The sequence below is a fragment of the Cohnella terricola genome, from assembly GCF_007786475.1.
GTDB lineage: Bacteria > Bacillota > Bacilli > Paenibacillales > Paenibacillaceae > Cohnella > Cohnella terricola.
In genome coordinates this window covers 441,632-466,825 of record NZ_VNJJ01000001.1, presented here as the reverse complement: position 1 = coordinate 466,825, position 25,194 = coordinate 441,632, and the positions used below count along the sequence as shown (strand labels likewise).

22 protein-coding genes are annotated in these 25,194 nt (G+C 53.4%); 2 read left to right on the top strand and 20 right to left on the bottom strand.

What is annotated here, in order from left to right:
- Nucleotides 1-5 precede the first annotated feature (5 nt).
- The 7 genes from FPZ45_RS02155 to FPZ45_RS02125 form a co-directional block, all read right to left on the bottom strand.
- Nucleotides 6-953, bottom strand: coding sequence for a helix-turn-helix transcriptional regulator (locus tag FPZ45_RS02155; RefSeq protein WP_144697900.1), 948 nt, complete (start codon nt 951-953; stop codon nt 6-8).
- A 73-nt stretch (nt 954-1,026) separates the two neighbouring features.
- Nucleotides 1,027-2,241, bottom strand: coding sequence for an MFS transporter (locus FPZ45_RS02150; protein WP_144697898.1), 1,215 nt, complete (start codon nt 2,239-2,241; stop codon nt 1,027-1,029).
- Between the two features lie 99 nt (nt 2,242-2,340).
- Complete coding sequence (locus FPZ45_RS02145; protein ID WP_144697896.1) at nt 2,341-2,949, bottom strand: TetR/AcrR family transcriptional regulator; 609 nt, start codon at nt 2,947-2,949, stop codon at nt 2,341-2,343.
- 138 nt (nt 2,950-3,087) lie between these two features.
- A complete protein-coding gene (gene fucU / locus FPZ45_RS02140) occupies nt 3,088-3,519 on the bottom strand; it encodes an L-fucose mutarotase (RefSeq protein ID WP_144697894.1) in 432 nt (143 codons plus the stop codon).
- A 23-nt stretch (nt 3,520-3,542) separates the two neighbouring features.
- Nucleotides 3,543-5,003 (bottom strand): rhamnulokinase, encoded by a 1,461-nt coding sequence (locus FPZ45_RS02135; RefSeq protein WP_144698373.1) that lies wholly within the window; start codon nt 5,001-5,003, stop codon nt 3,543-3,545.
- 65 nt (nt 5,004-5,068) lie between these two features.
- Complete coding sequence (locus FPZ45_RS02130; RefSeq protein WP_144697892.1) at nt 5,069-5,725, bottom strand: class II aldolase/adducin family protein; 657 nt, start codon at nt 5,723-5,725, stop codon at nt 5,069-5,071.
- 15 nt (nt 5,726-5,740) lie between these two features.
- Nucleotides 5,741-7,531, bottom strand: coding sequence for an L-fucose isomerase (locus tag FPZ45_RS02125; RefSeq protein WP_144697890.1), 1,791 nt, complete (start codon nt 7,529-7,531; stop codon nt 5,741-5,743).
- A gap of 127 nt (nt 7,532-7,658) precedes the next feature.
- On the opposite strand from FPZ45_RS02125, the gene FPZ45_RS02120 reads away from it, so the two are divergent.
- Complete coding sequence (locus FPZ45_RS02120) at nt 7,659-8,681, top strand: LacI family DNA-binding transcriptional regulator (RefSeq protein WP_144697888.1); 1,023 nt, start codon at nt 7,659-7,661, stop codon at nt 8,679-8,681.
- Nucleotides 8,682-9,128: 447 nt separating this feature from the next.
- Here FPZ45_RS02120 and FPZ45_RS02115 read toward each other — a convergent pair whose 3' ends face one another.
- The 10 genes from FPZ45_RS02115 to FPZ45_RS02070 form a co-directional block, all read right to left on the bottom strand.
- Nucleotides 9,129-9,704, bottom strand: a complete 576-nt coding sequence (locus FPZ45_RS02115; protein WP_144697886.1) for a nitroreductase family protein — start codon at nt 9,702-9,704, stop codon at nt 9,129-9,131.
- Between the two features lie 357 nt (nt 9,705-10,061).
- On the bottom strand, nt 10,062-11,975 hold the full coding sequence (locus FPZ45_RS02110; protein ID WP_144697884.1) for an ABC transporter ATP-binding protein: 1,914 nt from the start codon (nt 11,973-11,975) through the stop codon (nt 10,062-10,064).
- A complete protein-coding gene (locus tag FPZ45_RS02105) occupies nt 11,972-13,738 on the bottom strand; it encodes an ABC transporter ATP-binding protein (RefSeq protein ID WP_144697882.1) in 1,767 nt (588 codons plus the stop codon). The genes FPZ45_RS02110 and FPZ45_RS02105 overlap by 4 nt, the downstream gene beginning before the upstream one ends.
- A gap of 145 nt (nt 13,739-13,883) precedes the next feature.
- Nucleotides 13,884-15,038, bottom strand: a complete 1,155-nt coding sequence (locus FPZ45_RS02100; protein WP_144697880.1) for an ABC transporter permease — start codon at nt 15,036-15,038, stop codon at nt 13,884-13,886.
- Between the two features lie 30 nt (nt 15,039-15,068).
- Nucleotides 15,069-15,995, bottom strand: coding sequence for an ABC transporter ATP-binding protein (locus FPZ45_RS02095; RefSeq protein WP_144697878.1), 927 nt, complete (start codon nt 15,993-15,995; stop codon nt 15,069-15,071).
- Between the two features lie 31 nt (nt 15,996-16,026).
- Nucleotides 16,027-16,773 carry an ABC transporter permease gene (locus tag FPZ45_RS02090; RefSeq protein WP_144697876.1) on the bottom strand — a complete coding sequence of 249 codons (747 nt, stop codon included), beginning with the start codon at nt 16,771-16,773 and terminating at the stop codon, nt 16,027-16,029.
- A gap of 11 nt (nt 16,774-16,784) precedes the next feature.
- Nucleotides 16,785-17,492, bottom strand: coding sequence for an ABC transporter ATP-binding protein (locus tag FPZ45_RS02085; RefSeq protein WP_144697874.1), 708 nt, complete (start codon nt 17,490-17,492; stop codon nt 16,785-16,787).
- Entirely contained in the window at nt 17,485-17,880 is a 396-nt protein-coding gene (locus tag FPZ45_RS02080; protein WP_144697872.1) for a GntR family transcriptional regulator, read from the bottom strand. The genes FPZ45_RS02085 and FPZ45_RS02080 overlap by 8 nt, the downstream gene beginning before the upstream one ends.
- 205 nt (nt 17,881-18,085) lie before the next feature.
- Entirely contained in the window at nt 18,086-19,036 is a 951-nt protein-coding gene (locus tag FPZ45_RS02075) for an RluA family pseudouridine synthase (RefSeq protein WP_144697870.1), read from the bottom strand.
- A 158-nt stretch (nt 19,037-19,194) separates the two neighbouring features.
- Nucleotides 19,195-20,649: a CAP-associated domain-containing protein gene (locus FPZ45_RS02070; protein ID WP_144697868.1), complete on the bottom strand. Its 1,455-nt coding sequence runs from the start codon at nt 20,647-20,649 to the stop codon at nt 19,195-19,197.
- Nucleotides 20,650-20,967: 318 nt separating this feature from the next.
- Between FPZ45_RS02070 and FPZ45_RS02065 the strand changes: the two genes are divergently transcribed.
- Nucleotides 20,968-21,288 carry a hypothetical protein gene (locus FPZ45_RS02065; RefSeq protein WP_144697866.1) on the top strand — a complete coding sequence of 107 codons (321 nt, stop codon included), beginning with the start codon at nt 20,968-20,970 and terminating at the stop codon, nt 21,286-21,288.
- 78 nt (nt 21,289-21,366) lie between these two features.
- Here FPZ45_RS02065 and FPZ45_RS02060 read toward each other — a convergent pair whose 3' ends face one another.
- The 3 genes from FPZ45_RS02060 to FPZ45_RS02050 all read right to left on the bottom strand — a co-directional run bounded on the left by FPZ45_RS02060 (nt 21,367) and on the right by FPZ45_RS02050 (nt 25,057).
- Nucleotides 21,367-22,461 (bottom strand): carbohydrate ABC transporter permease, encoded by a 1,095-nt coding sequence (locus FPZ45_RS02060; protein WP_144697864.1) that lies wholly within the window; start codon nt 22,459-22,461, stop codon nt 21,367-21,369.
- On the bottom strand, nt 22,461-23,561 hold the full coding sequence (locus FPZ45_RS02055) for a carbohydrate ABC transporter permease (protein WP_144697862.1): 1,101 nt from the start codon (nt 23,559-23,561) through the stop codon (nt 22,461-22,463). The genes FPZ45_RS02060 and FPZ45_RS02055 overlap by 1 nt, the downstream gene beginning before the upstream one ends.
- 74 nt (nt 23,562-23,635) lie before the next feature.
- Nucleotides 23,636-25,057 (bottom strand): ABC transporter substrate-binding protein, encoded by a 1,422-nt coding sequence (locus FPZ45_RS02050; RefSeq protein ID WP_425456932.1) that lies wholly within the window; start codon nt 25,055-25,057, stop codon nt 23,636-23,638.
- Between the last annotated feature and the right edge of the window lie 137 nt (nt 25,058-25,194).

Genomic DNA, 25,194 nt, shown 5'->3' with positions numbered 1-25,194 from the left:
GATTGTCAGGTTTGCGGCGGCGAAGCGTATTTTCGATAAACATCCAGCGCCATTTGTTTAATCTTCTCCCTGATCCGCTCTGGCTCCAGCACTTCTGCATCCGGCCCGAAGCCGAGAATAAAACCGTACAGCCACCGATCCTCGGGAAAATCGGCCGACACGACATACCCTCTCTCCTCCGGAATCAGATGTTCCGCCCCGAACCATTCTTCGGCCAGATGTTTGGCTCTCGGATGAAACAACAGCTTCACCGATTCCGTTTTCTCCGGCGCGAACCACTCGCGGTTCCACGGAATGGACTCCAGATCGATGCAACGCCGAGCGAACGCTCGCCCGGTCGCTTTGACTTCCTTCATCCTAATCAGCTTGAACAAGCGGAAATCTCGCCGTTCCAGACAATAGGCGTATAAATACCACGTTTGTTTTTTCAATACGAGCGTGTAAGGCTCCACGGAACGTTCGGTCACTTTGCCATCTGCACTGCAATAAGTAAAGCTGACTTCGACTTCGTCCTCCACGGCCCGCTTGATCAGTTCTAGCTTTTCCTCCAGCGTCCCCCGCCTGCCCCATGGGGAAAAATCGACGATAAACTGCCGCGTGCGCGAACGGAACCGTTCCGATTCCGCTTGCGGAACGATGCTGTTCATTTTCTCCAGCAGGTTCTTGCCGTTTCCTTCCGGATAGATCGTCGCCACGCTTTGCAAAGCGTTCACGATCTCGATCAGCTCGTCGTCGGTCAGCACGTTGCGGTCCAGCCTGTATCCTTCCGTTAATCCGATGCCGCCGCTGGCGCCTTGGAATGTCACGACCGGGATGCCCGCTTGGTTGATCGCCTCGATGTCGCGATAGATCGTGCGCACCGACACTTCGAAACGATCCGCGAGCTCCTTGGCCTGAACCCTTCTTCTGTTCACCAATAAAATCACGATAGATAATAGCCGATCGAGCTTCATTCTCGGACATCTCCCGAAACGGTATTGGAATCATTCCTGATTTCATCTTAACAAGAATGATAGGTTATGGCGATTATTCCCTGCTTGCGGCATGCGTTCGGGAACTCCCCCGGTCCCGCCCCGCCCTGAGCGATAAGGCGAAGCTTCCCATCAGAATAAGGAACGCGAGGACATACGGAGAATTAATATTCACATCGAACAATATTCCCGCCGCCACCGGACCCGCAATATTCCCCAGACTCGTAAAGGCCGAATTCAGGCCCGCGACGTAACCTTGCTGCTCCTCGGCCACCATCGACATTTGCGTGCTGATCGCGGGGCGCAAAATATCGATCGAGAGAAATACGATAAATGTCACGGCGAAGATCAGCCAGTATTGGCTCACAAACAAAGTTAACAGAATGAATATACCCGCCATGAACAAACAGACGGAGATGACCCGCTTCTCTCCGAACCGATTCAGCATCCACCCGAACACGGTCGCCTGAACGACCGCCCCCGCGATCGATCCGAACGTGATAATAAACGCGATGTCCCTCGGCGTAAAGCCGAATTTATGGTCGACGAACAACCCAAAGACCGTCTCATAATTCGCAAGGCCGAACGACATGACGAACACAATAATCAAGCTTAGAAAATAAGGCTGTCGGTACGAATTGCGAAGCTGCTCGAAAAGGCTTTGTTTCTTCGCTGGAATGGCGTCCTTGCGTTGCAGCTTCTCAGCCGGCCGCGATTCTGGCAGTACGAATGCGGTAATCGCGGCCGCGGCCAGGCCGGCGACGGCAGCCGCATAGAACGGCACGCGTACGCCGAATCCGGCGATAAAACCACCGATGCCGGGACCGATTATGAACCCCGTCGTGATCGCCGCGTTAATGAAGCCCATGCCGGCCGCTCTCTCCTCGTTCGTGGTCACGTCCGCTGCGTAAGCCATAACCGCCGGCATAATTAACGCCGCTCCGATTCCTCCGAGCATCCTTGCCGCGAACAGCAGTACGGACGAGCTGGCTGCCCCGAACAGCCATTCGGAAAAGGCGAACACGATCATGCCCGCAACGATGAGCTTCTTCCGGCCCATCGTGTCGGACAGTCTTCCCGCCATCGGTGAGAACAAGAGCTGCGTAATAGAGAACGCCGCGACGAGCAAACCTACGATGCTGCCGCTAATATGCAGTTCCGTCATATACTTGGGCATGACCGGAATGACCAGGCCGACACCCGTAAATACTAGAAAAATATTAAACATCAAGAGCAAGACAGCTCCGCGGTTTCTAAGAAGTAATGCCATTTATGAGTCCCCCGTGCTTTTATACTGAATGTTCATTCTATATCAAGACGTTAAAAACGACACCTCAAACGGAAAGGATGCCAGGTGGGCAACCTGCCGCTATCGCGGCGCGTCCCGGTTTATGGCAATACCATTAAGGAACACGTCAACCGCAAACCTGTACAGCGTCAGCGCTTCTTCTTGGTTCATTTTCCGCGAATGCTGGCTGAGCCCGATAATTAGACTGTCCAGAACGATCGCGAGTTTGTCGACGTCCGTACGGTCAAATTCGCCGTTGTCGATTCCTTGCTGAAGCAACTTCCGATTAAAGCTAAGGTACCCCGCCATCATTTCCGCCATTCGTTCTTCCACATCGCCGGCCTTCTCCGAGTAGTTGTAAAACTCGTCGGCCGCTTTGGTCAGAGGGTGATTAAGATTGTCGAGCACTAATTGCTCAGCCATGCCATACAGCTTATCTTTGGTTGTCGGGAATAAACTTTCTCTATCCTGCCATTTTTGTTCCCATTCCCGGTCCCATTCGCTCAATAGATAAAGAAACAAGCCTTCCTTGCTCTTAAAATGATAATAGATGTTCCCCGCGCTGCTTCCCGTCGCCTTCACGATGTCTTCGATCGAAGTCGCCTTGTATCCCTTCTGAACGAACAGCGCTTTTGCGGCGTCCGCGACGCGTTTTTTCGTTTGTTCGCTTTGAAGCTTCTTTTTGTTCATGCGGCTTTGCCTCCGATCTGAATACTGAACGTTAATTCAGTATTTTAGACGGTATATTGTGAGAATGCAAGACCTACCTCATCTATTAAACGTTAAATCCCGCTTCTCCATCTAGGAGAAAGCGGGATTTAACTGCGGTTATTCCGTTATGACGCCCTTCTTAAGAATGACGTTCGCATACAGCGCGCTCTCGCCCGTGGCGACGATCGCGTATGCTTTTTTGGCCCGCTCATAGAAAGCGAATCGTTCGACTTCCTCGAAGGGCGCGGCTAGACCCGTTCGCGCTTCGATAATCTCGCCGTACGTATTCCAGATCGGCGTTTCGACGGTGTCGCCAGGCATCACTTGCATGAGCGACACCGGCCTGTCCACGTATTGATCGAGCGGGAATAGCCGTAGGATGGCATCGAGCAACTCGGGAGCACCGTGACCGTCAGCGCGGATCAGTCTTTGCGCATGGCTGGCAGCCGGGAAATTGCCGTCAGCGATGACAATTTCATCGCTATGGCCCATCTCCATCAGAATTTTCAATAATTCCGGCGAGATCAATTTCGAGATTCCTTTTAGCATATGCCGTTCTCCTTCATGGCCCCTTATACTCTTCCGTAGCCGATAAAAGTCTCGTAAGCCGTAGTCCAATCCGACTCAAGATCCGGCTCATAAACGTCAATCGGAAATGATTCTGCGACAAGCTTGCGGGCTTCGCGCAAATCTTTGCATTCTCCGAGCGCTACGAGCTGCATGAGCATATTGCCGATCGCACTAGCTTCGACTGGTCCCGCCCACACCGGCTTGCCCAGCGCGTTAGCGGCAAACTGGCAAAGCAGACGGTTCTGAATGCCGCCTCCAACCATATGCAATCCGCCGTAAGTTCGATTCGTCAGCTTCTCCGCTTGTTCTAACGCTTGGCGATAACGCAAGGCCAAGCTCTCCAGAATGCAGCGGACGATCTCGCCTTCCGATTGCGGGATCGGCTGGTTCGTCTCCGCGCAGAAAGCGCGAATCTTATCCGCCATGCCACCCGGCGAGAAAAACCTCGGATCGTCCGGATGGACGAGGCTGCGGAAAGGTTCGGCCTGCTCGGCTAAGCGCACAAGATCGGGGAATCCGATCTCCTTGCCTTGTTCGTCCCATTCCCGCTTGCATTCCTGCAACAGCCACAAGCCCATGATATTTTTGAGCAACTGGTACGTCCCGCCGACGCCGCCTTCGTTGGAGAACTCGAGCTCGAGCGTCTCGGGCGTGAGCAGCGGCGCGTTCATCTCCGTTCCCAGCAGCGACCATGTTCCGCATACGAGGAAAGCAAAAGGTTCGTCGCCTGCTGGAACGGCGGCGATGGCCGATTCCGTATCGTGCGTTCCGACGGATACGGCTTGCATCGCCGGAACACCCAACTCCGACGCCACTTCCGGCGCAAGCGGTCCGAGAATCGTTCCCGAATGCACCGGCTCCAAGAAAAGTCGCGAAGGGATGCCGAGCCGCTCCATCAGCTCCGTGTTCCAAGCTTGCGTCTCGGGATGGAATAGCTGAGTCGTGGTTGCCATTGTGAACTCGCACGATTTGACGCCCGTAAGCAAATAAGCGAGCAAATCCGGCGTCAGCAGCAGCGTCTGAGCGATGTCCAGCTTCGGAGAAGCCGCCTTTTTCATCGCATACAGTTGGTATAGCGTATTAAAGGGCATAAACTGCAGGCCGCTTTGCTTAAACAAAACCTCTTGCCCGATCAGGTTGCCGACTTCCTCGATCAGCCCTTCCGTCTGCGGGTCCCGGTAATGATAAGGGTTTCCGATCAATTCACCGTTCGCATCCAACAGGCCGAAGTCGACGCCCCAAGTATCGATCCCGAAAGTCGTCGGCTCGTATCCTTGTTGGAAGGCGTATCGAATCCCTTTTTTCATCTCGTGAAGCAATCTTAACGTATCCCAATGCAGATGGTTGCCGATCTGTATCGCATGGTTGGGAAAACGGTGAATCTCCGACACATCCAGCCTTCGCTTGCCATCGGGTTCGGACGTCAGCTTTCCGATCAAAGCTCTGCCGCTGCTCGCACCCATATCGAATGCGAGCACGGTCGCTTTCGTTGTCAACGCTTATCCCTCCCCCATGAGTAGTGACGTTCTTACTTCATCTTCTGCAGCAACTGAATACGATAAGCTTCGCTTTCCAGCGAGGCGATCTCTTCGAATTCTTCCTTGGTCAATACCTTCGGTTCTTTGATCGCTTTGGCGATCAGGAAAATCTTCGCGCTTTCCTCCACGACTTCCGTACGGTAGTATGCTTCGCGCAGATTGCGTCCGGTCGTGACCAATCCGTGGTTCCCGAGAAGAATCGAGGAATGCTCGATCTTCTCGACGACGGCGTCGGCGAGCTTGTCGGTCGTCGGCAGCACGTAATCGACGTACACGGTTTTGCCGACAAGAGCGGCTTGATCCGGAAACATGATCGGCAAATCCTTCTCGACTAACGTAAAAGCGATGCAATATGGCGGATGCGTGTGCACCATCGCGCCGATGTTCGGGTTTTGACGGTAAGCGTATAGATGCATCAGCACTTCGGACGACGGACGGAGGCCGATATCGGTAATGTCGCCAGTCTCGATGTCCACTTCTACCCATTGCTCCGGCTTGATTTCATCCAAAGCGAATCCGCTTGGGGATAGATACATTTTGCCTTCGTAACGTGCGCTCAAGTTGCCTCCCGGTCCAACCACAAGCTTGTTGGCGACCGTTTTCTGCGCGTATTTGCATAGTTCCAGACGAATATCTTGGCTGCTCATCGATCTTCTCCGTTCTTATTTGTATAGAGGTCCGAAGTTTTGGCAAGCGCGGTAGTCGGCGCTCTCTGGATTATCCGTGCCGAACAGTCCCCATGCGCGCGGACGGAACACTTTTTCTTCCGGTACGTTGTGCATGCTGACCGGGATGCGCAGGATCGAAGCGAGCGTAATCAAGTCCGCGCCGATATGACCGTAGCTGATCGAGCCGTGGTTCGCTCCCCAGTTGTCCATGACGTCGTAGACGTTCTTGAAAGCGCCTTTGCCCGTAATAACCGGCGCGAACCAGGTCGTCGGCCAAGTCTGATCTGTTCGTTTGTCCAGCGTATCGTGAACTTCCGGCGGCAGATCGACGGAATAACCTTCCGCGATTTGCAATACCGGTCCGATGCCTTTGACCAAGTTCAAGCGGGACATCGTCAGCGGCATGCCGCCCCGGGTCAAGAAGTCCGAGGAATATCCGCCCCCACGGAAGTACTCGACATTCGCCGGACGCCAGGAGGTCGCGTCCAGACACTTCTGGGCATCCTCTTCGGTAATTTCCCAGAATGGCTTCATCACCGGCTTGCCGTCTTTCGTCTGCTCTCCGGTTCCGTCCATCGTCGCGGAGCCTGAGTTGAGCAAGTGAAGAATTCCGTTCGCCGCCTCGCCCGTCAGCTTATGGCCCGTGACGCGTTCAACGGATTCGGGACTCCAGTACGTGCGAACATCGGCGAAGATTTGCGCCGTGTTCGTCAGCAGATGGCCGAATAGCATGACCACGCCATTTAAGCTGTCGTTCTCCGTCGCAACCATATAAGGCGAGCGAATACCGTTCCAGTCGAACGAGGAATTCAGGATCGTCTCCATGAAGTCGCCGTTCGGGAAATGGTCCGTCCATTGGCGCTGGCCTTGGAAGCCGGAGACGATCGCATTATGACCGTTAGCTTCTTCGCCGAAGCCGAGCTCGGCAAGGCGCGGATTTCCGATCATCAGGTCGCGGGCGATGATCGTCATCTTAACGACTGTCTCCCAATCCTGATCCTTCTTAGCACGGCTGGATTGGATGCTTTCCGCGTTGATGTCCGGACCCTCGATGCAGTTTTTCTTTACCCATGCAAACGCTTTCTCATATTCCACCGGATCATAGATATTTTCGTTTATGCGACGAACGAATTCGCTCATGTCGATATATTCTGTGCGCATGCCCAGATACTCTTGGAAGAAGCTGTCGCTTACGATCGAACCGGCGATGCCCATCGATACGGAACCCATCGCCAAGTAAGATTTGCCCTTCATCATCGCAGCCGCGAGACCCGCGCGAGCGAAGCCGAGCAGCTTTTCTCTAACGTCTTCCGGAACTTCCGTGGAACCCGCGTCTTGCACGTCGTGTCCATAGATACCGAAGGCAGGCAAGCCTTTTTGAGCGTGAGCGGACAGCACTGCCGCCAAGTATACGGCGCCCGGACGTTCCGTCCCGTTAAAGCCCCAGATCGCTTTCGGAATGGAAGGGTCCATGTCCATCGTTTCCGTACCGTAACACCAGCAAGGCGTAACCGTGATCGAGACGCCAACGTTTTCTTTGGAGAACTTGCTTGCGGCTGCCGCGGATTCAGCGACTCCGCCGATCGTTGAGTCGGCGATGACGCACTGAACGGGTGAGCCGTCCGGATAACGGAGGTTATCGCTAAGCAGTTTGGCGACGCCTTTCGCCATGTTCATCGTCTGATCTTCCAGAGACTCGCGAACGCCTCTGCGACGGCCGTCAATTGTGGGGCGGATTCCAATCTTCGGGAATTCGCCTTTCCATCTGAACTGTTGATCTGCCATATCTTTTAGCCTCCAATGAATAAAATAATGTTACCGATAACCCTAAAGTAACAAGGAAAACGCTTGCTGTCAATTCTTTAATTTTGTAAGATAAAAGAACCTAATGACGACAAGGAGCTCTCCATCAATGGTTACGATATACGACATCGCGGCTAAAGCGGGCGTCTCGGCTATGACCGTCTCCAGAGTTATCAATAACACTGGCAAAATCAGCGACAAGACCCGCGCGAAAGTCCGCCGAGTCATGGATGAACTGAACTACGTTCCGAATCATATGGCTCGCAGCTTGGTGCTGCAGCAAAGCAACGTACTGTTCCTGCTGATTACGGATATTACAAATCCTTTCTATACGACGTTGGCCCGAGGCGCGGAGGACGCCGCCAAGAAACACGGTTTCCGCCTGCTGTTCGGCAACTCGGACGAGAGCGTCGACAAAGAGAAGGATTATATCGATACGATTCTCGCGACTCGTGCCGACGGCGTGCTGGTCGCTCCGGCCGGCGATCTCTCGCTGCCGCACCTGGAGACGCTTCGCAAGCATCAGGTACCGTTCGTCTTGCTCGACCGCGAAGTTCCCGGCATGGACAGCGACGTCGTACTCGGGGACAGCAAGGAGAACGCGCGGAAACTCGTCGAACATTTAACCTCGCATGGTCATCGCAGGATCGCCCTAATCAACGGCTCGCCACAAATCTCTAGCGCGAGGCTCAGATTGGAGGGCTATCGGGAGGCGCTGAAGCTGAACGACGTCCTTTTCGATGAGAAGTACGTGCTGGAGACGGCTTTCGAGCCAAGGAGCGACCTATCGGAAATCGAACGCTGGTTCGACCGCATGGATTCGCTGCCGACGGCGATCGTAGCGGGCAACAACGTACTCGCCGTCGAAGTCATTCGCACGCTTCACGCACGGGGCATACAGGTGCCGGAGGAAATGTCCCTCGTCTGCTTCGATGACCTTGGTCCTTTTTCGGAAATCGATCCGTTTTTGACCGTCATCGCCCAGCAGGCCTACCAATTCGGCTACCTAGGAACGCAGATGCTTATCGATCGCATCCAGGAACGCGGCTCCGCCGATCAGCCGTGGAAAAAAGTCGTCCTCCCCGCCGACATGATCATCCGCCGCTCAGTTGCTACTCTAGACGAGAAGTAAGCTGGCCGGCGGCTATTCCCGCTATCCCTATTGCGACTATCCCTTCCGTTCAGGGGGAAGTGGCGAAGATTCTTCTCTCTCCGTCCTTCTCTCTTACGCTATCCCCTCGACTCAGGTTGGGTCTCCCCTCTATATGCCCTGATGCTTAGACAGAATCCCCCCTGTCGCTATCCCCTTGGTTCAGTAGAAACATATAAGCGCATATCTAACGGAAATCAACGCTGCTATATTTTCGAAATCTGGGTTATTCAAAATCTAACGGAAATATGGGGCTTTATTTGACCTTAAAAAGCTTGAAGCAGGTCTATTTCGACCATATAACGGCTGTCCGTTCCGTTAAAATTTTTAATGTCGGAGGATCGGGCAAATAAGGGTTGTCATTTCCGTTAGAAAAAAAGCCATCCCAAACATACTTTTGGGAATGGCTTTCGGTTCAACTTCGCTATGTTAATTTTCAATCCAGACCGTTTTTTCCGCTCCGGGTGTGCGAGTACCTTCGGGCTGCTGCATATCGGGATATCCGACGTAAACAAAGCCGACGATCTGCTCGCGTTCGCCGAGTCCGAAGGCTTGTTTCATTTTGGGATGATACGTGGGATCGCCCGTGCGCCATACGGCTCCAAGACCGTTGGCGTGCGCGGACAACAGAAGGTTCTGCACCGCGGCATGGGAAGCCGCCAGTTCTTCCCGCAAGTCGGCCCGCGGATCGTCCGAAGGAGCGCACACCGCTGCGATAACAACTGGGGAACGGAACGCTTTGGCTACCTCTTTTTCCGAACGCTGCTCGCGTTCCTCGTTAGACACCTCGTCCCATTTTTCAGATGCGATGTCCACATAAGCGTTTCCGAGAACTTTCCGCCCTTCTCCGGTCATGACGATAAACCGCCAAGGTTCGGTACGAAAGTGGTTCGGCGCCCAAATTGCCGCATCGATCAATTTCTCTACCAATTCCTTTGGAATCGGATCCGACTTCACTTTACCAATACTGCGTCTTCCTCGAACGACTTCCTCAAAACTTGCCATTTTCTCTCTCCTCTTCACTTAGCAATCCATTCATCTTCCTGATCCAATAGAATACTAAAATAGCATAATAAGCGATTATGTACCAACCTGACCGAACGGGATACCGTCAGAGCGGATACGAGACTGTGCACCAACCTGACCGAACGGGATACCGTCAGAGCAGATACGAGATACGAGGCTGTGCACCAACCTGATCGAAAGGGATACCGACAGAGCGGATACGAGACTTTGCACCTACCTGATCGAAAGGGATACCGTGAGAGGTGGGCAGCGAGTGAATGATTTGGGCCGGACGGCACGGAGGGAACAGGAGCACCTCCCGCTCCCCCCATTGCCATTCGGCCCGCCCTTCACCTATTATCCCGCGGTCACTTGTACTTTCCCGCCGCCCGTGAACTGGCTATAGTATAGATCCGCGTAGAATCCGCCCTGCGCCAGAAGCTCGGTATGCGTACCTTTCTCGATGATGCTGCCGTGGTTCATGACAAGAATCAAATCCGCGTCGCGAATCGTGGATAAGCGATGCGCGATAACGAAGCTTGTTCTGTCCTTCATCAGCTCGTGCATGGCTTTCTGGATGTGCACTTCGGTCCGCGTATCGACGCTGCTCGTCGCTTCGTCCAGAATCAGGATCGCCGGATCCGCCAAGATCGCCCTCGCGATCGTAAGCAGCTGCTTCTGTCCCTGGGACAAGTTGGACGCCTCTTCATTTAACACCGTATCGTAGCCTTCTGGCAAGGTGCGGATAAAATGGTCCGCATGCGCGGCCTTCGCTGCTTCGACAATCTCGTCTTCCGTTGCTCCGATCCGGCCGTAAGCGATATTGTCGCGAATCGTTCCGTTGAACAGCCACGTATCTTGCAGTACCATCCCGTACAAGCCGCGCAGATGTGCCCTTTTCATTCTGGTAATGTCTTCGCCGTCGACCGTAATGCCGCCGCCGTTTACTTCATAGAACCGCATGAGCAGATTGACGAGCGTCGTTTTACCGGCTCCGGTCGGGCCGACGATCGCGACCATCTGGCCGCTGCGGACGTCGATGTCCATGTTCTCGATGAGCAACGCGTCTTCTTTGTAACCGAAGCTCACCCCGCGCATCGCCACATCCCCTTTCGGCGAAGACAAGACGACGTCTTGGCCTTCCGCCGCTTCCGGAATTTCTTCCTCTTCGTCCAGCAACTCGAATACCCGTTCCGCCGAAGCGATCGTCGACTGGATGATATTCGCGATGTTCGCCGTCTGCACGAGCGGCATCGAGAATTGTCTTGCATACTGGATAAAAGCTTGGATGTTACCGATGGAGATCGAACCTCGCGTGACCATAATCCCCCCGACAACGCTGATAAACATGTAGCCGATATTGCTGACCATGCTCATTAGAGGCATGATATTGCCGGACACGAACTGGGCTTTCCAGCCCGATTCGTACAGCCTCTCGTTAATCCGATCGAAATGGGCGACGGAGTTTTCTTCCTGGCCGTAGGCTTTGACGATTTTATGCCCGGAGTACATTTCCTCGACGTGCCCGTTCAACTGTCCTAGCTCCATCTGCTGCGTCTTAAAGTATTTCTGGGATCGGCTTGCCGCACCCCGGATAACGATCATAGATAGCGGGAGGGTCAGAAGCAGAATCAGCGTCAACCACGGGCTGATGGTCAGCATCATAATAATTACGCCGACGATCGTGATCAGTGATGTGATCAACTGCGTCAAGCTTTGTTGCAATGTATTGCTGATGTTATCGACATCGTTCACCGCGCGGCTCAGAATCTCCCCGTGCGTCCGGTTATCGAAAAATTTTAATGGGAGCTTACCGAGCTTGGCGTTCACTTCGTTGCGCAGCCCGTACACCGTTTTCTGGGCGACGCCCGCCATGAGAAACTGTTGAATATAGCTGAAAATGGAGCTTACAATGTACAAGCCCGCCAAGAAAAGGACGATCTGCCATATGCCCGCCAGATCAAAATGCGCGTTCGGATCGCCCTTAATCTTGCCCATCATACCTTCGAACAGTTTCGTTGTCGCTTGCCCCAATACTTTAGGGCTATAGATCGCAAAAGCCGTGCTCAGAATGGCCGTCACGAACACGGCCAGCAGCTTCGCACGCTGAGGACGCAAATAACCGACTAGCCTGCGCAGAGTGCCTTTGAAGTTTTTGGCCTTCTGCACTGGCATCCCCATGCCACCCATGCCGCCCATGCCGCCGGGACCCATCGGTCCCCGGCCCGGACCTCTTCCTGGGGCTCCTTGATGGCTCTGTTTCTCGCTCATGCGATCTCCTCCTCAGACAACTGCGAAGACACGATCTCGCGATAGACGACGCAGCTATTCATTAACTCTTTATGATTGCCGATTCCGACGACTCGCCCTTCGTCCATGACGACGATTCGGTCCGCATCCATGACGGTGCTTACCCGCTGGGCGACGATAATGACGGTCGCTTCCGTCGTCTCGTTCTTCAGCGCTGCCCTAAGCTTGGCATCCGTCTTAAAGTCGAGCGCGGAGAAGCTATCGTCGAACAGATAAATTGAAGGTTTTCTGACGAGCGCCCGGGCGATCGACAGACGCTGCTTTTGTCCGCCGGACAAATTCGAGCCGCCTTGTGAGATCATCGCCGAGTAACCTTCCGACATTTCCTCGACGAAATCCGCGGCTTGCGCGACCGCAGCCGCATGACGAATTTCTTCGTCATCGGCATCCGTTTTGCCATAGCGGATGTTATCGGCCACAGTGCCCGTGAAGAGCTGGGCCTTCTGCGGCACGAGTCCAATCAAACCGCGCAGACTGTCTACCGGCAGATCTCGAACGTCGGCTCCGCCAATGCGGACGGCCCCATCTTCAGCGTCGTAAAATCTCGGAATCATGCTGAGCAGCGTCGATTTTCCCGAGCCGGTTCCCCCAATGATGGCGGTCACTTCCCCTGGCGCCGCGCTGAAGCTAATGCCCGATATCGCCGGACTTTCCGCTCCGGGATAACGGAAAGAGACGTTCTCGAATTCCACCAAGCCCGGCGTAGCTTCCGGATTTGCGGGAATCGCAGAAGAATCATCCGCATCCTTCTTCACCGTGTTATGGACTTTGTCGTCCATGACCGGTTTCGTATTCAACACCTCGTTGATCCGAACGGCGGATGCCGATGCGCGCGGCACCATGACGAACATCATCGATACCATGAGCAGCGAGAACATGATTTGCATCGCGTATTGCAGAAATGCCATCAAGTCGCCAACAAGCATATGGCCTTGGCTAACCCGAATGCCTCCGAACCAGATGATCGCCAGCGATGAAAAGTTCAGAATCAACATCATCATCGGCATCATAAACGCCATAATTTGGTTGACTCTGATCGCGGTTTGCGTCAAATCGCGGTTCGCTTCGTCGAACCGTTTCGTCTCGTGCTCGAAGCGGTTGAACGAACGAATGACCCGGATCCCCGTCAAGCCTTCGCGCAAGACGAGATTGAGCTTATCGACCTTCTTCTGCATGACTTTGAAATACGGGATACCTCTGCTTGCGATCAAATAGATCGTAAGAGCCAATACCGGAATCGCCCCCACGAATACCAATGACAAATGCGCGTCTTTGGAGATCGCCATAATCAGGCCGCCGACGCACATCATAGGAGCGGCTACCATCAAACGCATCATCATGATCAGCACTTGCTGAACTTGCGTAATATCGTTGGTCGTGCGGGTAATCAGCGAAGCCGTACCGATCTTATCGAACTCCAGCAAGGAGAAATTCTCGACGTGGCGGAACGTCTTGCTGCGAACGTCCCTGCCGAAGCCGGCGGCAATGCGCGACGAGAGATAACTTGCCGCGATCGACACGAGCGTTCCGATCGCCGTGACGCCAAGCATAAATCCGCCTATTTTCCAGATATACGGGATATCTCCTTTGACGACGCCGTCGTTCACGATGTCCGCCATCAAAGTCGGCAAATACAATTCGCTTAACGATTGCAGCAGAACGAGCACCATTACCGCGGCGACCAGCCAGCGATAAGGCTGCAAATAACGAAAAAGCTTAAGCACGCGAACATCAACTCCGAATCCTAAAAGGTTGTGGGCCTTACAAATCATATGTAAATATTATAATATGACGTCATTATGAACTGAATATGAACGAAAAACAAATAGACGGCCGAATGGCCATCTATTTGTCGCACGCAATCCTGCCTTACCCCAAAGCCGTCCTCATAAACCTCTTGTATCTAAGCATCGCCACGATCAAGGCGAGCGCCGCGATCAAGGCCAAAACCAGCAGCGAATTCACGATGCCCGGTAGGTGTACACCACGGAGCATAATGTCCTGGAACGCTTTCTGCGCCCAATATTGCGGAGTAAACCGGCTGATCGTCTGGATCGCCTGCGGCATCATATCGATCGGGAACCACAGCCCGCCCAATACAGCGCCGCCCATCGTCAGCAACTGAGTAAAGGCCATGCCTTGGTTCTCGCTCTTGGCGAGCATGCAGACCGCAAGGCCGATTCCCGTCCCGCACAGAGCTAGAAGCAGCACAAGCACGGCTACGGCTACCGGATCGCCGATATGAAGATCGTATACAAAATGTCCGAAAGCCAGCAGCACCGTGCACTGGATCAACGCGACGACCAGATAGCTGAGCCACATGCCGAGCAAGTAGCTTACGGGACTCATGCGCGTACTGCGCAGACGGGCGGTCATGCCGGATTCCTTGTCTCTAAGAAATCGCTTAAGCATCGATATGATGACGAAAAAGACGAACATAACCGTATAACCCGGAACGATCTGCGAGATGACGTTGTACCCGGAACCGTTCTCCAACCGATCGGCGATCGTAAACGGCGCGGAGAGCGTCTGTTCTCGCTTCTCCGCGGTCTGCCCGGAGTCGGCAAGCGCCTTGTCTATCTTCGTTTCGCGGTATGCGTTCGCCATGTTCTCGAGCACGGCGCGCAGCGGCGCGATCGTCGAATCGCTCGTCGCTTCGCGATACAGCTCGATCGCGATCGTTTTTCCTCCATTTTCTTGCAAGCTTTGCCCGAACCCTCCGGGGATGACGAGAAGCCCCGTGCCTTTGCCGTCCCGGATTTTATCGATTTGTGCCTGCATCTCGGCCGACTGCTTCTCTTCGAGCTTATAGCCGCTTTTCTCTTCCACGGAAGCAACGAAACTCCGGGAAACGTCCGAATGATCATTGTCGACGTACGGGACCGTGACTTCAGAGCTCGACACGTTCCCCAGTATAGATCCGAACAAGACGATGAAAAGGACCGGCATGCCGAGAAGCCAGAAAAAAGTCCCTTTCTCCTTGAGCAGCAGCTTCCACTCTTTTTTGGCGATATGGATGATCATGGATCGTTTCCCCTTTCGGCGCAGGCCGATCTAGTTATCTCTTAGCGTCGTTCCGGTCATGATCAGGAAGACGTCTTCTAGCGAAGGCCGGACCATCTCCAATTGACTGACTTTTAGCGATGCCGATCGGCAAGCTTGCGCCCACCCCGCAAGGACGTCCAGCGGAGCATCCGTCTCGATCGTCCAACCCCGGCCGCGTTGGATAGGCGCATTGACGCCTGCAAGCGCGGGCGGTCTCCCTCCGTTATGAAGCTCCAAGTATACGGTTTGAGTGCCGTGCCGTTCCAAAACTTCGTTCAGCTCTCCCTGCGCGATGACTTGACCGTGATCGACGATGGCCAGATCGTCGCACAGCGCCTCGACTTCTTCCATGTAGTGGGTCGAATAAAGGACGGTCACACCCGCCTTCTTCAAACCGCGGATCATTTCGAAAATATGATTGCGGGATTGCGGATCGATTCCGACGGTCGGTTCGTCCATGATGATCAGCTTTGGCCGATGCAGCAGAGCCGCCGCGATGTTCACGCGTCTCTTCATTCCCCCGGAAAATGCGGTTACCTCGTCCTTTGCGCGGTCGGCTAAGCCGACTTGCTCAAGCACTTCGCCAATCCGCTGCTTCAGCTCGCTTTTCGGCACGCCATACATTTCTCCGAAAAACTGCAAATTGTCATACGCGGACAGCTTTTCATACAACGTAATCGATTGCGGAACGTAGCCGAGCTGATCTTTGATCGCGTTGCCCGCTTTACGAATCTCCCTGCCAAAGATGCTTACGCTGCCCCCATCCGCTTCGAGCAGACCGGATAGAATTTTCATCGTCGTCGATTTGCCGGCTCCGTTCGGCCCTAGCAAACCGAAACAGCTGCCTTCCTTCACGTTGAACGAGATTCCGGCCAGCGCTTTTTTTCCGTCATAGGTTTTCAACAATTTGATCACTTCGATCGCAGCGTTGTTCATAGCCCGAACTCCCTTCCTCTTTATCGATTCGTTATGCTTGCAAATGTTTATTGCATACCCTCACCGTCGCAGCGAACAGCAACGCCGCAACCGCCCACACCGGAACGATCCATATCCATAACGAAGGCGGATAAGAGATGAGAGCCAGTTCTTTCTCGGTACCCGCGATGATCAAGCCGCCTCCGCCGGTCATCATCCATCCCGACAAATTCCCGCCGACGCCCATCACGATCCAAAGCAGTGGAACAAGCCATTTCATCCTGGAACGCCTGACCGCTACGATCAACAAGCCAATCACCAGCATCAGCGGAACGATTCCGAGAAGTACCGCGAAAAGCTGGGCTTCAAGATCGAACAAACCGGATATCGATGTGACTCGAGCTCCGAACATAATGCGGGAATACACGCCTAGCAACATGACAATCGCAAAATAAACGACCATGCACGCCACAATCTGCACAAACGCGGCGATCGCTTTGGCGCCGAGCAGGAGGACCCGCGAATACGGAAGCGTCAGCCACCAGCCTGACGTGCCTCCATTCCATTCTCTTTTTAACGTTCTAACGGCAAAGCCGAAAATCATAAAAGGAAACATATATGCAGTAAACAAAAAGTAGGAAGGATCGTAATTCTCGTCGTATCCCCAGACCGCCACCGACGCGCCAGCCAATAACAAAATGAACACGGCGTAGAACCAAATCCACTTTCCTTGACGGATCCGTCCCATCTCCGCGATAATCTCATGCTTGATTAAGTAACGGAATGCCCCTTTCGGCATGCTGGTTCCTCCTATCCGTATAGTTGGCGGTAGACTTGCTGCAAGGATCCGCGTTCCGCGCGCATCCGCTCGACGTCTCCCGCGAGAACGGCTACGCCCTTGTCGACGAAAACGGCATAGTCGAATAAACTTTCCGTCTCGGCGATTTCATGTGTACTGATGAGCACCGTCTGTTCCCGTTCGCTGAACGAGTCGATGAGCGCGGCGACGATTCTCTCCCTGGAGATCATGTCGATGCCCGAGAACGGTTCATCCAGAACAAGCAGAGGCACATCGCGGGCGAGGCACAGGGCCAACATCAGGCGCGCCTCTTCCCCTTTGGACATCCCTTCGACTTTCATGGAAGCATCCAGATCAAGGGTAACCATCAGATCACGAGCCCTCATCTCGTTGAATCCCGGCTGCAGCGTTCGCGCCCACTCGAGGGCATGTTCTACCATATGATGGCTGTACCACTGCGCACGATCGGGCAAGTAAGCGATCCATCGATTCAGCTCCCAGGAAGGCTTCCGTCCCAATACCGAGAACGTCCCCGTGTCCGGCGTTTCCATCCCCGTAATCATTCTCATCAACGTCGACTTCCCTGCTCCGTTCGGACCGAGAATCGCCGTAACCGAATGCGCGGGCACGGCCATGTTCAGATTCCTGATCGCCTGCCGCGAGCCGTAGCTCTTGCATACGTCTTCCGCGCGTATTGCAACGTTCGCCGTATCATTCATGCGCTTCACCCCTTTTTATCCGCAGCAACTTATCGATCTCGGGCGTCTCAAAGCCAAGTCCGGTCATTTTGCTTAGAAATTCTTCGATCGCCTTGTCTGCCACCCGGTACCGGATCAGATCCACTTTAGCGATATCGGACGTAATATAAGTTCCCTGGCCGCGCCGGGTTTCGGTAAGCTGTTCCCGTTCTAATTCTTGATAGGCTCTCATGACCGTGTTGGGATTGATTTTCAACGCTTGCGCCAACTCCCTCACGGAAGGAATCTTGTCGCCCAGGGCGATCTCGCCTTTCGCGATTGAGCTTCGAACTTGTTCAAGCACTTGCTCGTACAGCGGCAGGCTCAGATCCAGCGAGAAATACATGCCTCCGACCCGAATTTCCTCCAAGCGACTTCCTCCTCCCCGACTTTGAATTAAGTGTATTATATCACTTAATACACTTAGTGCAATAGTTGTTTTTCATGCACGAAAAAAAAGCCGCACTTCCCTTCGGAGTCGAGGGGATGCAGCTTTTGTATGTCAGAGCAATCGTAGTTGCATTATCGCGAAACGTATTTGAGAGCTTCCTTCTCGCTCAGCGGTGACAGCTTCGTCACAGATCCAATCTGAGTCCGACCCGGTCGGCGACGGAACGCATTTGCGTCGGCATAGGGGATTTGAATTCCCGCCCGTCCGGCAGGACGATTCGCCAAGCGTGAAGCAATTGATGGTTTACGTCGCCGAACCGATTACCTCCGTACTTAATATCGCCGAGCAGGGAATGCCCGATATCCTGAAAATGGGTACGAATCTGGTGAGTGCGACCGCTGATCAGCTCGATTTCGACGAGCGAGTAGTCGTTGCGCGTATGCAGCACTTGGTACCGGGTTTCAGCCGACTTCGCCTGTTCCTCGCTGCCTGAGCCTTCGGGATGCTGGCCGACGACGCGGGTCCGATTCTTTTTCTCGTCGCGAACAAGACTCCCCGTCAACACCCCGTCTCCTTCCATCTTTCCTTCCACAATCGTCACATAAAATTTTTGCAGCTCGTGCTTTTGTATCCACTGATTCAATTGATGCAGCATACCGGCAGTCTTCCCGACGAGCACGATGCCGCTCGTATTCCGGTCCAACCGATTCGCCGTCGCCGGCATGAACAGCGGGCTGTCCAGCTCGCCTTTGCGATACAAATACGCATGAACTCGATTGACAAGCGTGTCCTTCTGGTCGGCCTGGTCCGGGTGCGTAAGCATGCCCACCGGCTTGTTCACGACCATCAACTCGGCGTCCTCGTACAGAACGTCGATATTGGAATTAACCCCGACGTATTTCGCTTTTTTCTGGCCGATGCTCGCTTCCTTATACGCGGCTTCTTCCACGTACAGGGTCAGTTCGTCCCCCGCCGCCAGCTCGTAATTTTGATTTTTCCTTTTGCCGTTTACTTTGACTTTGCCGTTGTCGATCATTTTATAGATTTGTCCGAGCGGAATATTAGGCATTAGATTTCTCAGGAACCGATGCAATCTTTTGCCGCTTTCCGAAGGGGTGATTTTACGGTTGATCATCAGTCGTTTATCTCCTCTGGGGACAGCCTGTTATCGTCAAAGATTAATATATATATAAATCCTGCAGAAATCAAAAATAAATCAGCCTTCGCCGGTTTCGGTATCCGACAAAGGCTGATTACGGACGTTCATAAGCGCAAATTGAGACTGCGATTCTATTAGCGAGGCGTATAGAAATTCTGAGTATAGTAGATTTGATATTTAAATTTGGCCGAATAGGATAGCCCAACGCCGAGCCGCTCGAAGTCGTCGCCTAAAATATTATTGCGGTGACCCTGCGAATTCATCCATCCCGCGTGGGCGAAGACGGCGTTAATCTGACCTGCCGCAATATTCTCAGCTGCAGCGGAATAAACGATCCCCCCCGCTTTCATCCGATCGAACGGACTAAGCCCCTGCTGATTATCATGATCGAAGTAATTATTCTCCCCCATATCCTTACTATGATTACGGGAGGTCGAAGCGGCCAAGTCGTCCCACACAAGCGCTTTCTTGCCGACCAGGACGCGGGATACGTTCGTCAGATCCCATACTTCCCGTTCGTATGCGGACAAGACCGCAGAGGACACCGTGCCGTAGCTTCCTTTGCGCGCGGCTGCAGTCTTCTTCTCAACGATATAAATCCCCATGATTTTGCCGTTATCGAATTGATCCAGCATGAACGTGACATACGAACCTTTAATTTCATAACTCGGATACATCGCGCTGTCCGTACTTACGTTTATTTTCGTTTCCAGGTCAGTGATGCTACGGCCATTCCCCAGTTTCTCGGCGATCGACGCCTTGGGGGATCCGATACGTAGACCGTCGGCGCTCTCCCAAGCGTCCGCGTTGGAATATAATGCGACGACCTTGCCTCCACCGATGCCGATCTGAGCGTATTGCTTATAATCTTGATTGTACACGTACCACTGAAATCCGTATTCGCTTGGATCCACGCGGTCCGGACTGCCCAGCTTCGCCGTCACCGACGTATCCGTATCTCCGATGGCGATGTCCCTCAGCCGATAAGCCGCCGTTGTAATCGGTGCGGACGGTTCCGACTTTCCTCCAGCTGCTAGCACATTAAAGATAAACTGAACCGCTTCCGCCCTACTAAGCGTGTTCCCCATCTGGTAGCCTTCTACCGTCGCAGATGTCACGCCTTTGGATAACCCTTTATCGAGCAAATATTGCACGGCCGCGGTTCGCCCGAGAATTTCGCCATCAAGTGCGGCAATCAGTTGCGCGGCACCTCCCCGGTCAAAGCTATCGCCTGACGCGGATAAAGGAAACTTGTACTCCTGCGCATATTTGTAATACGGCGCGATCCACGTCTCTCCCGGTTGTCTTGTCGGCAGTTCCCCCGGTACCGCTGCTTCAAGGAGCAGCTTCAGAAATTCGGCTTCGGACACCGATTGCGCCAAACGGAACGTTCCATCGCTGTATCCGTTGACCCAACCGTCCGAAGCGGCCTGATTAATCGCTTTGTAAGCCCAATGCGAAGCGGGAACATCCTTAAAACCGGCATTCGCGGCAGAAGAAGGCTGCGGCGACGCCGAAATGAATGCTGTAACGAAGGCAACAATAACAATCAACTTCCTACTCATCTTTCGCAACATCGTTTGATTCATATCATATGTCCCCCATGCTGTTGTTTTTTCGGATTGCAATCGGCAACCCTTTCAATCCTATCCATTTGACAATATCTATTTCGACAATTCCTTTACTTCGTTACATAGTCTTTTTTTCCTTCTAATCTCGCATCCATGTAGGCGTATTCCATCAAACTTAAGCAAAATCCGGGTAGACAAAGACTTCGCCATCCCCCGGATCGACGACGGCCAATTGTGAATTTTTATAATTATTTTCGGATACTCCCCCAAAGAGCCTGGAATTATGTTATACTGTAAGCGCTACCAAAGCACATCATTCTAAGGGGGATTGGAACGATGAATGCAGCGATTCAGGAGAAAAATGTGTATGAGGATTTTGATCCGCGCCAGGACACGTTGTTCTTCAAAGTCGGAACCCACGGCTTGATCAGCTTTCACGGACGGAATTATAACATCAAAAAGAGAATGTCCGCCGATGAAAGAAGCCGCCTCATCACGGATGCCGCGACTTTCTTCCGCGTGTCGTCCGACTGTTACGTCAATGTCCGGAACATCTCGGTCATCGGCGAGCACCACATTTTCTTCGGTGATACCTCCAAACGCCTGTCCTGCTCCCAACGCAAACAACAGATGATTCGCCAACTGCTGGACCGTTAATCTTCACATCGCCGAACAAAGCCTGAGCGAGCCCAGGGAGCATTCTCCCTCGGATCACTCAGGCTTTGTTGCGCATTCTTATCCTTTCACGGAACCGCCCAGCAGCCCTCTCACGAAATACTTCTGCAGACCGAAAAATACGGCAAGCGGCATTAGCATGGAGATGAATGCGGCCGCAGTAAGCAGATGCCAATCGTTGCCCCGCGTGCCGACCATGTCGGCGATCTTCATCGACAGCACCTGCACGTTAGGCTGATTGCCGATAAAGACGAGCGAAACGAGATAATCGTTCCACACCCATAGAAATTGAAAGATGCTGATCGATGCAATCGAAGGCACGGCAAGCGGCAAGATGAGCCGGGTGAAAATCGTAAAGTTCGACGCCCCGTCCATGAATGCCGACTCGAACAGATCCTTGGGCAGTTGGCTGATGTACGAGTACATAAAATAAGTGGCCAGCGGCAATCCGAATCCGGCATGCGCGATCCATACGCCGAGGAACGTGCCGTTCAACCCAAGCGCCGTATAATCCTTAAGAACCGGGATCATCGCGACCTGAAGCGGTACGACAAGCAGCATGATGACGATGACGAACATCGTTTTCCGCAGCGGGAACCTCAGCCATGCGAACGCGTAAGCGGCGAAGGTCGCAATTAGGATCGGAATAATCGTCGCCGGGATCGATACGGTCACCGTATTCAGGAACGCCCTGGACAACCCGTTGCCTTTTTTCGTTTTGACGCTGCCGTCGGTATCCGTAATCTGGTATTGCTTGCCGGTCAGCACGCCCTCGTAATTTTCCGTCGTGAAATTCGTATTCATCGTCCAGCCCGATTGCTGAACGCTGATCGTTCTCGCCCTGCGATTCTCCCAGACGAACACGGAACCGTCCGGCGCCTTCGCGCCGCTTCTAAGCTGATCGTCCGTATACATCGTTCCGTCCACTTCGATCGGCTGTCGCAGATCCGTATCCTTGGGCAGCGTAATCGTATGCGTCGCCACGTTTTCCTTGTGAGGAAATACGGTCCACCAACCGGACTTTAGAATTTCCGTGGCCGGACGGAAGGAGGAGATGAACAAGCCGACCGTCGGAATGAGCCAGATCAGGCAAATGACAGCGAGCACAATATTGACGGTCGTTTTCGAACGGGTTCTTCTTGGTCTGCGACGCATCAGAATCCCCCCTGTTTACGCATTTGCCGCAAGTTAAACACGATGACGGGAATGACCGCGATCAGCAGAACGATGGCTAGCGTAGACCCGTAGCCGAAATTCCGGTACATGAAAAATTGGCGGTAAAACTGCGTCGCTACGACTTCCGTATCGTATTGTCCGCCCGTCATAATCATGACGACGTCGAAGATTTTCAGCGTAAACACGATGATCGTCGTCGTGACGGAAAGAATCGTCGTCGAGATAAACGGTACGATAATCTTAAAGAAAATGCGGAACTCCCCCGCTCCGTCCATTCTGGCCGCTTCCAGCATATCCTCCGGAACGCCTTTGAGCGCGGCCGAGAAGATGACCATCGCGAATCCCGTCTGCATCCAGACCAGAATGACGATCAGGAACAGATTGTTCCACGGTTGCATCATGCTCGTCCAAGCTTGCGGTTCGCCCCCGAAAGCGGTCACGATCGCGTTAAGCAATCCGACTTGCTCGTCGCCGGGTTGATAATAATAGATAAACTTCCAGATGACCCCAGCGGCCACGAACGAAATCGCCATCGGGAGGAAAATAATCGCCTTCGCCAGCCGTTCGAAGCTGCTTCTGTCCGCTAATACGGCGATTAGCAGTCCGAGGACGATACTCGCAGTTGCCCCAAAAGCGACCCAAAGCAGGTTGTTCCGCAGCGCCGTGAGCAGCAACCGATTCGTGAAGATCGCGGCGTAATTGGCGAATCCTACGAACTTCTCGGAGCCTGCGTCCAGAAAGCTCATATACAGCGTGCGTACCGTCGGGATCAGCAGCAACCACCCGAGAAGCAGGAACGCAGGGCCGACGAACAGGTAGGGCTGAATTCTTCTTCTCCACGCATCCGAATACCGCTCTACAACCCAGTTTAGAGACCAGTAGATAAAATAGACCCCGCCGACCCCCCAGAGAATCGCAAGGATCGCATGAATGACCGGATTCATGTCGCTGTCCCGCAGAAAAACGAAAATCAAGCCGTTCAACCCGATATTGAAAGCAAGCGCGAGAATGGACAAAAGAGCGTTTAACGAGGTATTCGTCTTCGTTTTCTCGGCGGGCGTTGCCGTGGAAGTCGTCATTGCATATAGGCCCCCTTCCATCGAATAACGGAGGGCGCAAGATGCCCTGCAAGCCCTCCGTTATCGTTTCATGCTTATTGCTTCCAGCCGGCTTGGATTTCTTTCATTGCGCCGTCCAGGTCGACCGTCCCGCTGACGTAGTCGGTCATTCCTTTCCAGAACGTGCCCGCGCCTACGGAACCCGGCATCAAGTCGGAGCCGTCGAAGCGCAACGTCGTTGCGTTCTTCGCGAGTTCCGCCATGCGGCGCTCAACGTCGCTCGTGTACCATTCCGGCTTCGCGTCGTTCATCGGCGCGATGACGCCTCCGGATTGAATCCACGTTTTGAGCGATTCTCCCGTCGTGAAGAACTCCATAACGGCGCGTACTTCCGGACGATCGTTGAACATAGCGTATATATCGCCTGCAACGAGTACGGGATTGCCGTATTGCGGATCGATCGACGGGAAGTAGAACCAGTCGTAGTCTTCGCCGGATTTCAAGTTTTGCGGGAAAAAGCTCGTAATGAAGCTTGCTTGACGATGCAGCCAAGCTTTAGGCGGATTGTCGAACAGAACCGTCGAGGAATCGCCGAAAGATGTAGTCACGATCGATTTCGTACCGCCGTAGACGTAATCTTTGTTCATCCAGATTTCGGACATTTTCTTAACCGCATTCTTGACGATATCGTCGGTAAACGGAAGTTCGCCGTTCACCCATTTGTCGTAGTTCTCCGGACTGGTCGTGCGAAGCATGATGTCCTCGACCCAGTCCGTAGCAGGCCAGCCGGTCGCCGCGCCGCTCTCGATGCCGATCGCCCATGCGGGATCGCCATCCTTCGCGATCTGTTCGGTCAGCGCCATCAGCTCATCCCACGTTTTCGGAACCGTATACCCGGCTTCCTCGAACGCCTTTTTCGGATACCAGACAAGGCTCTTCACGCTGCTCCGCGCCCAGATGCCCGCCATAATGTCGCCGCTCGGACCTTTCATCGTCGCCATGTCGAGCCAGCTTTTGTTGTAATTGCCCTTCAGTCTATCCATGTCCATAAACGTGGACACGTCGATGACTTTGCCCGATTTCACGAACGTATTCAGCAAGCCCGGCTGCGGGAAGTCCGCGATGTCCGGGGCGTTGCCGCCGTCGACGCGAATCGAGACGGTTGCTTCGAATTCTTTGGAGCCTTCATACTGAATATCGATTCCTGTTTTATCTTCGAAGTCTTTGATCGCAACTTCGAATTTCACTTGGTCCGCGTCAGTGAACGGACCGAACATCGTCACTTTGGTGCCTTTATATTTGCCAGCTAACGCTTCATCTAAAGCGGACATGTCCGTTGAAGCGCTTTCAGAAGGTTCGCTGCTCGGCTCCGAAGACGGAGACACGCTCGGTTCTACGCTGGATGGTGGGTTGGAGCTCGCATTTTTATCGTTGTTTTTTCCGCAGGCCGCAAGCATAACGCTTAAAACCAGAATGATTGCGGTAAGCAGAAAACCTGTTTTTCTCATGTTTTTCAATCGGATCAGCCCCTTTGGAATTTTTCTTTCAAAGTTCAGATCTTCATTGATGCAAAGAAGAATCGTTAATCGAGATTAACGATGTAAACGAGCGAATTCACCTCCCTGATAGAGTGTACGCGACGCTTGCTTTGCCA

Coding starts and splice junctions, on each gene's coding strand:
- FPZ45_RS02155 (WP_144697900.1), bottom strand. CDS start 953: ATGAAGCTCGATCGGCTATTATCTATCGTGATTTTATTGGTGAACAGA.
- FPZ45_RS02150 (WP_144697898.1), bottom strand. CDS start 2,241: ATGGCATTACTTCTTAGAAACCGCGGAGCTGTCTTGCTCTTGATGTTT.
- FPZ45_RS02145 (WP_144697896.1), bottom strand. CDS start 2,949: ATGAACAAAAAGAAGCTTCAAAGCGAACAAACGAAAAAACGCGTCGCG.
- fucU (WP_144697894.1), bottom strand. CDS start 3,519: ATGCTAAAAGGAATCTCGAAATTGATCTCGCCGGAATTATTGAAAATT.
- FPZ45_RS02135 (WP_144698373.1), bottom strand. CDS start 5,003: ATGGGTGCGAGCAGCGGCAGAGCTTTGATCGGAAAGCTGACGTCCGAA.
- FPZ45_RS02130 (WP_144697892.1), bottom strand. CDS start 5,725: ATGAGCAGCCAAGATATTCGTCTGGAACTATGCAAATACGCGCAGAAA.
- FPZ45_RS02125 (WP_144697890.1), bottom strand. CDS start 7,531: ATGGCAGATCAACAGTTCAGATGGAAAGGCGAATTCCCGAAGATTGGA.
- FPZ45_RS02120 (WP_144697888.1), top strand. CDS start 7,659: ATGGTTACGATATACGACATCGCGGCTAAAGCGGGCGTCTCGGCTATG.
- FPZ45_RS02115 (WP_144697886.1), bottom strand. CDS start 9,704: ATGGCAAGTTTTGAGGAAGTCGTTCGAGGAAGACGCAGTATTGGTAAA.
- FPZ45_RS02110 (WP_144697884.1), bottom strand. CDS start 11,975: ATGAGCGAGAAACAGAGCCATCAAGGAGCCCCAGGAAGAGGTCCGGGC.
- FPZ45_RS02100 (WP_144697880.1), bottom strand. CDS start 15,038: ATGATCATCCATATCGCCAAAAAAGAGTGGAAGCTGCTGCTCAAGGAG.
- FPZ45_RS02095 (WP_144697878.1), bottom strand. CDS start 15,995: ATGAACAACGCTGCGATCGAAGTGATCAAATTGTTGAAAACCTATGAC.
- FPZ45_RS02090 (WP_144697876.1), bottom strand. CDS start 16,773: ATGCCGAAAGGGGCATTCCGTTACTTAATCAAGCATGAGATTATCGCG.
- FPZ45_RS02085 (WP_144697874.1), bottom strand. CDS start 17,492: ATGAATGATACGGCGAACGTTGCAATACGCGCGGAAGACGTATGCAAG.
- FPZ45_RS02075 (WP_144697870.1), bottom strand. CDS start 19,036: ATGATCAACCGTAAAATCACCCCTTCGGAAAGCGGCAAAAGATTGCAT.
- FPZ45_RS02070 (WP_144697868.1), bottom strand. CDS start 20,649: ATGAATCAAACGATGTTGCGAAAGATGAGTAGGAAGTTGATTGTTATT.
- FPZ45_RS02065 (WP_144697866.1), top strand. CDS start 20,968: ATGAATGCAGCGATTCAGGAGAAAAATGTGTATGAGGATTTTGATCCG.
- FPZ45_RS02060 (WP_144697864.1), bottom strand. CDS start 22,461: ATGCGTCGCAGACCAAGAAGAACCCGTTCGAAAACGACCGTCAATATT.
- FPZ45_RS02055 (WP_144697862.1), bottom strand. CDS start 23,561: ATGACGACTTCCACGGCAACGCCCGCCGAGAAAACGAAGACGAATACC.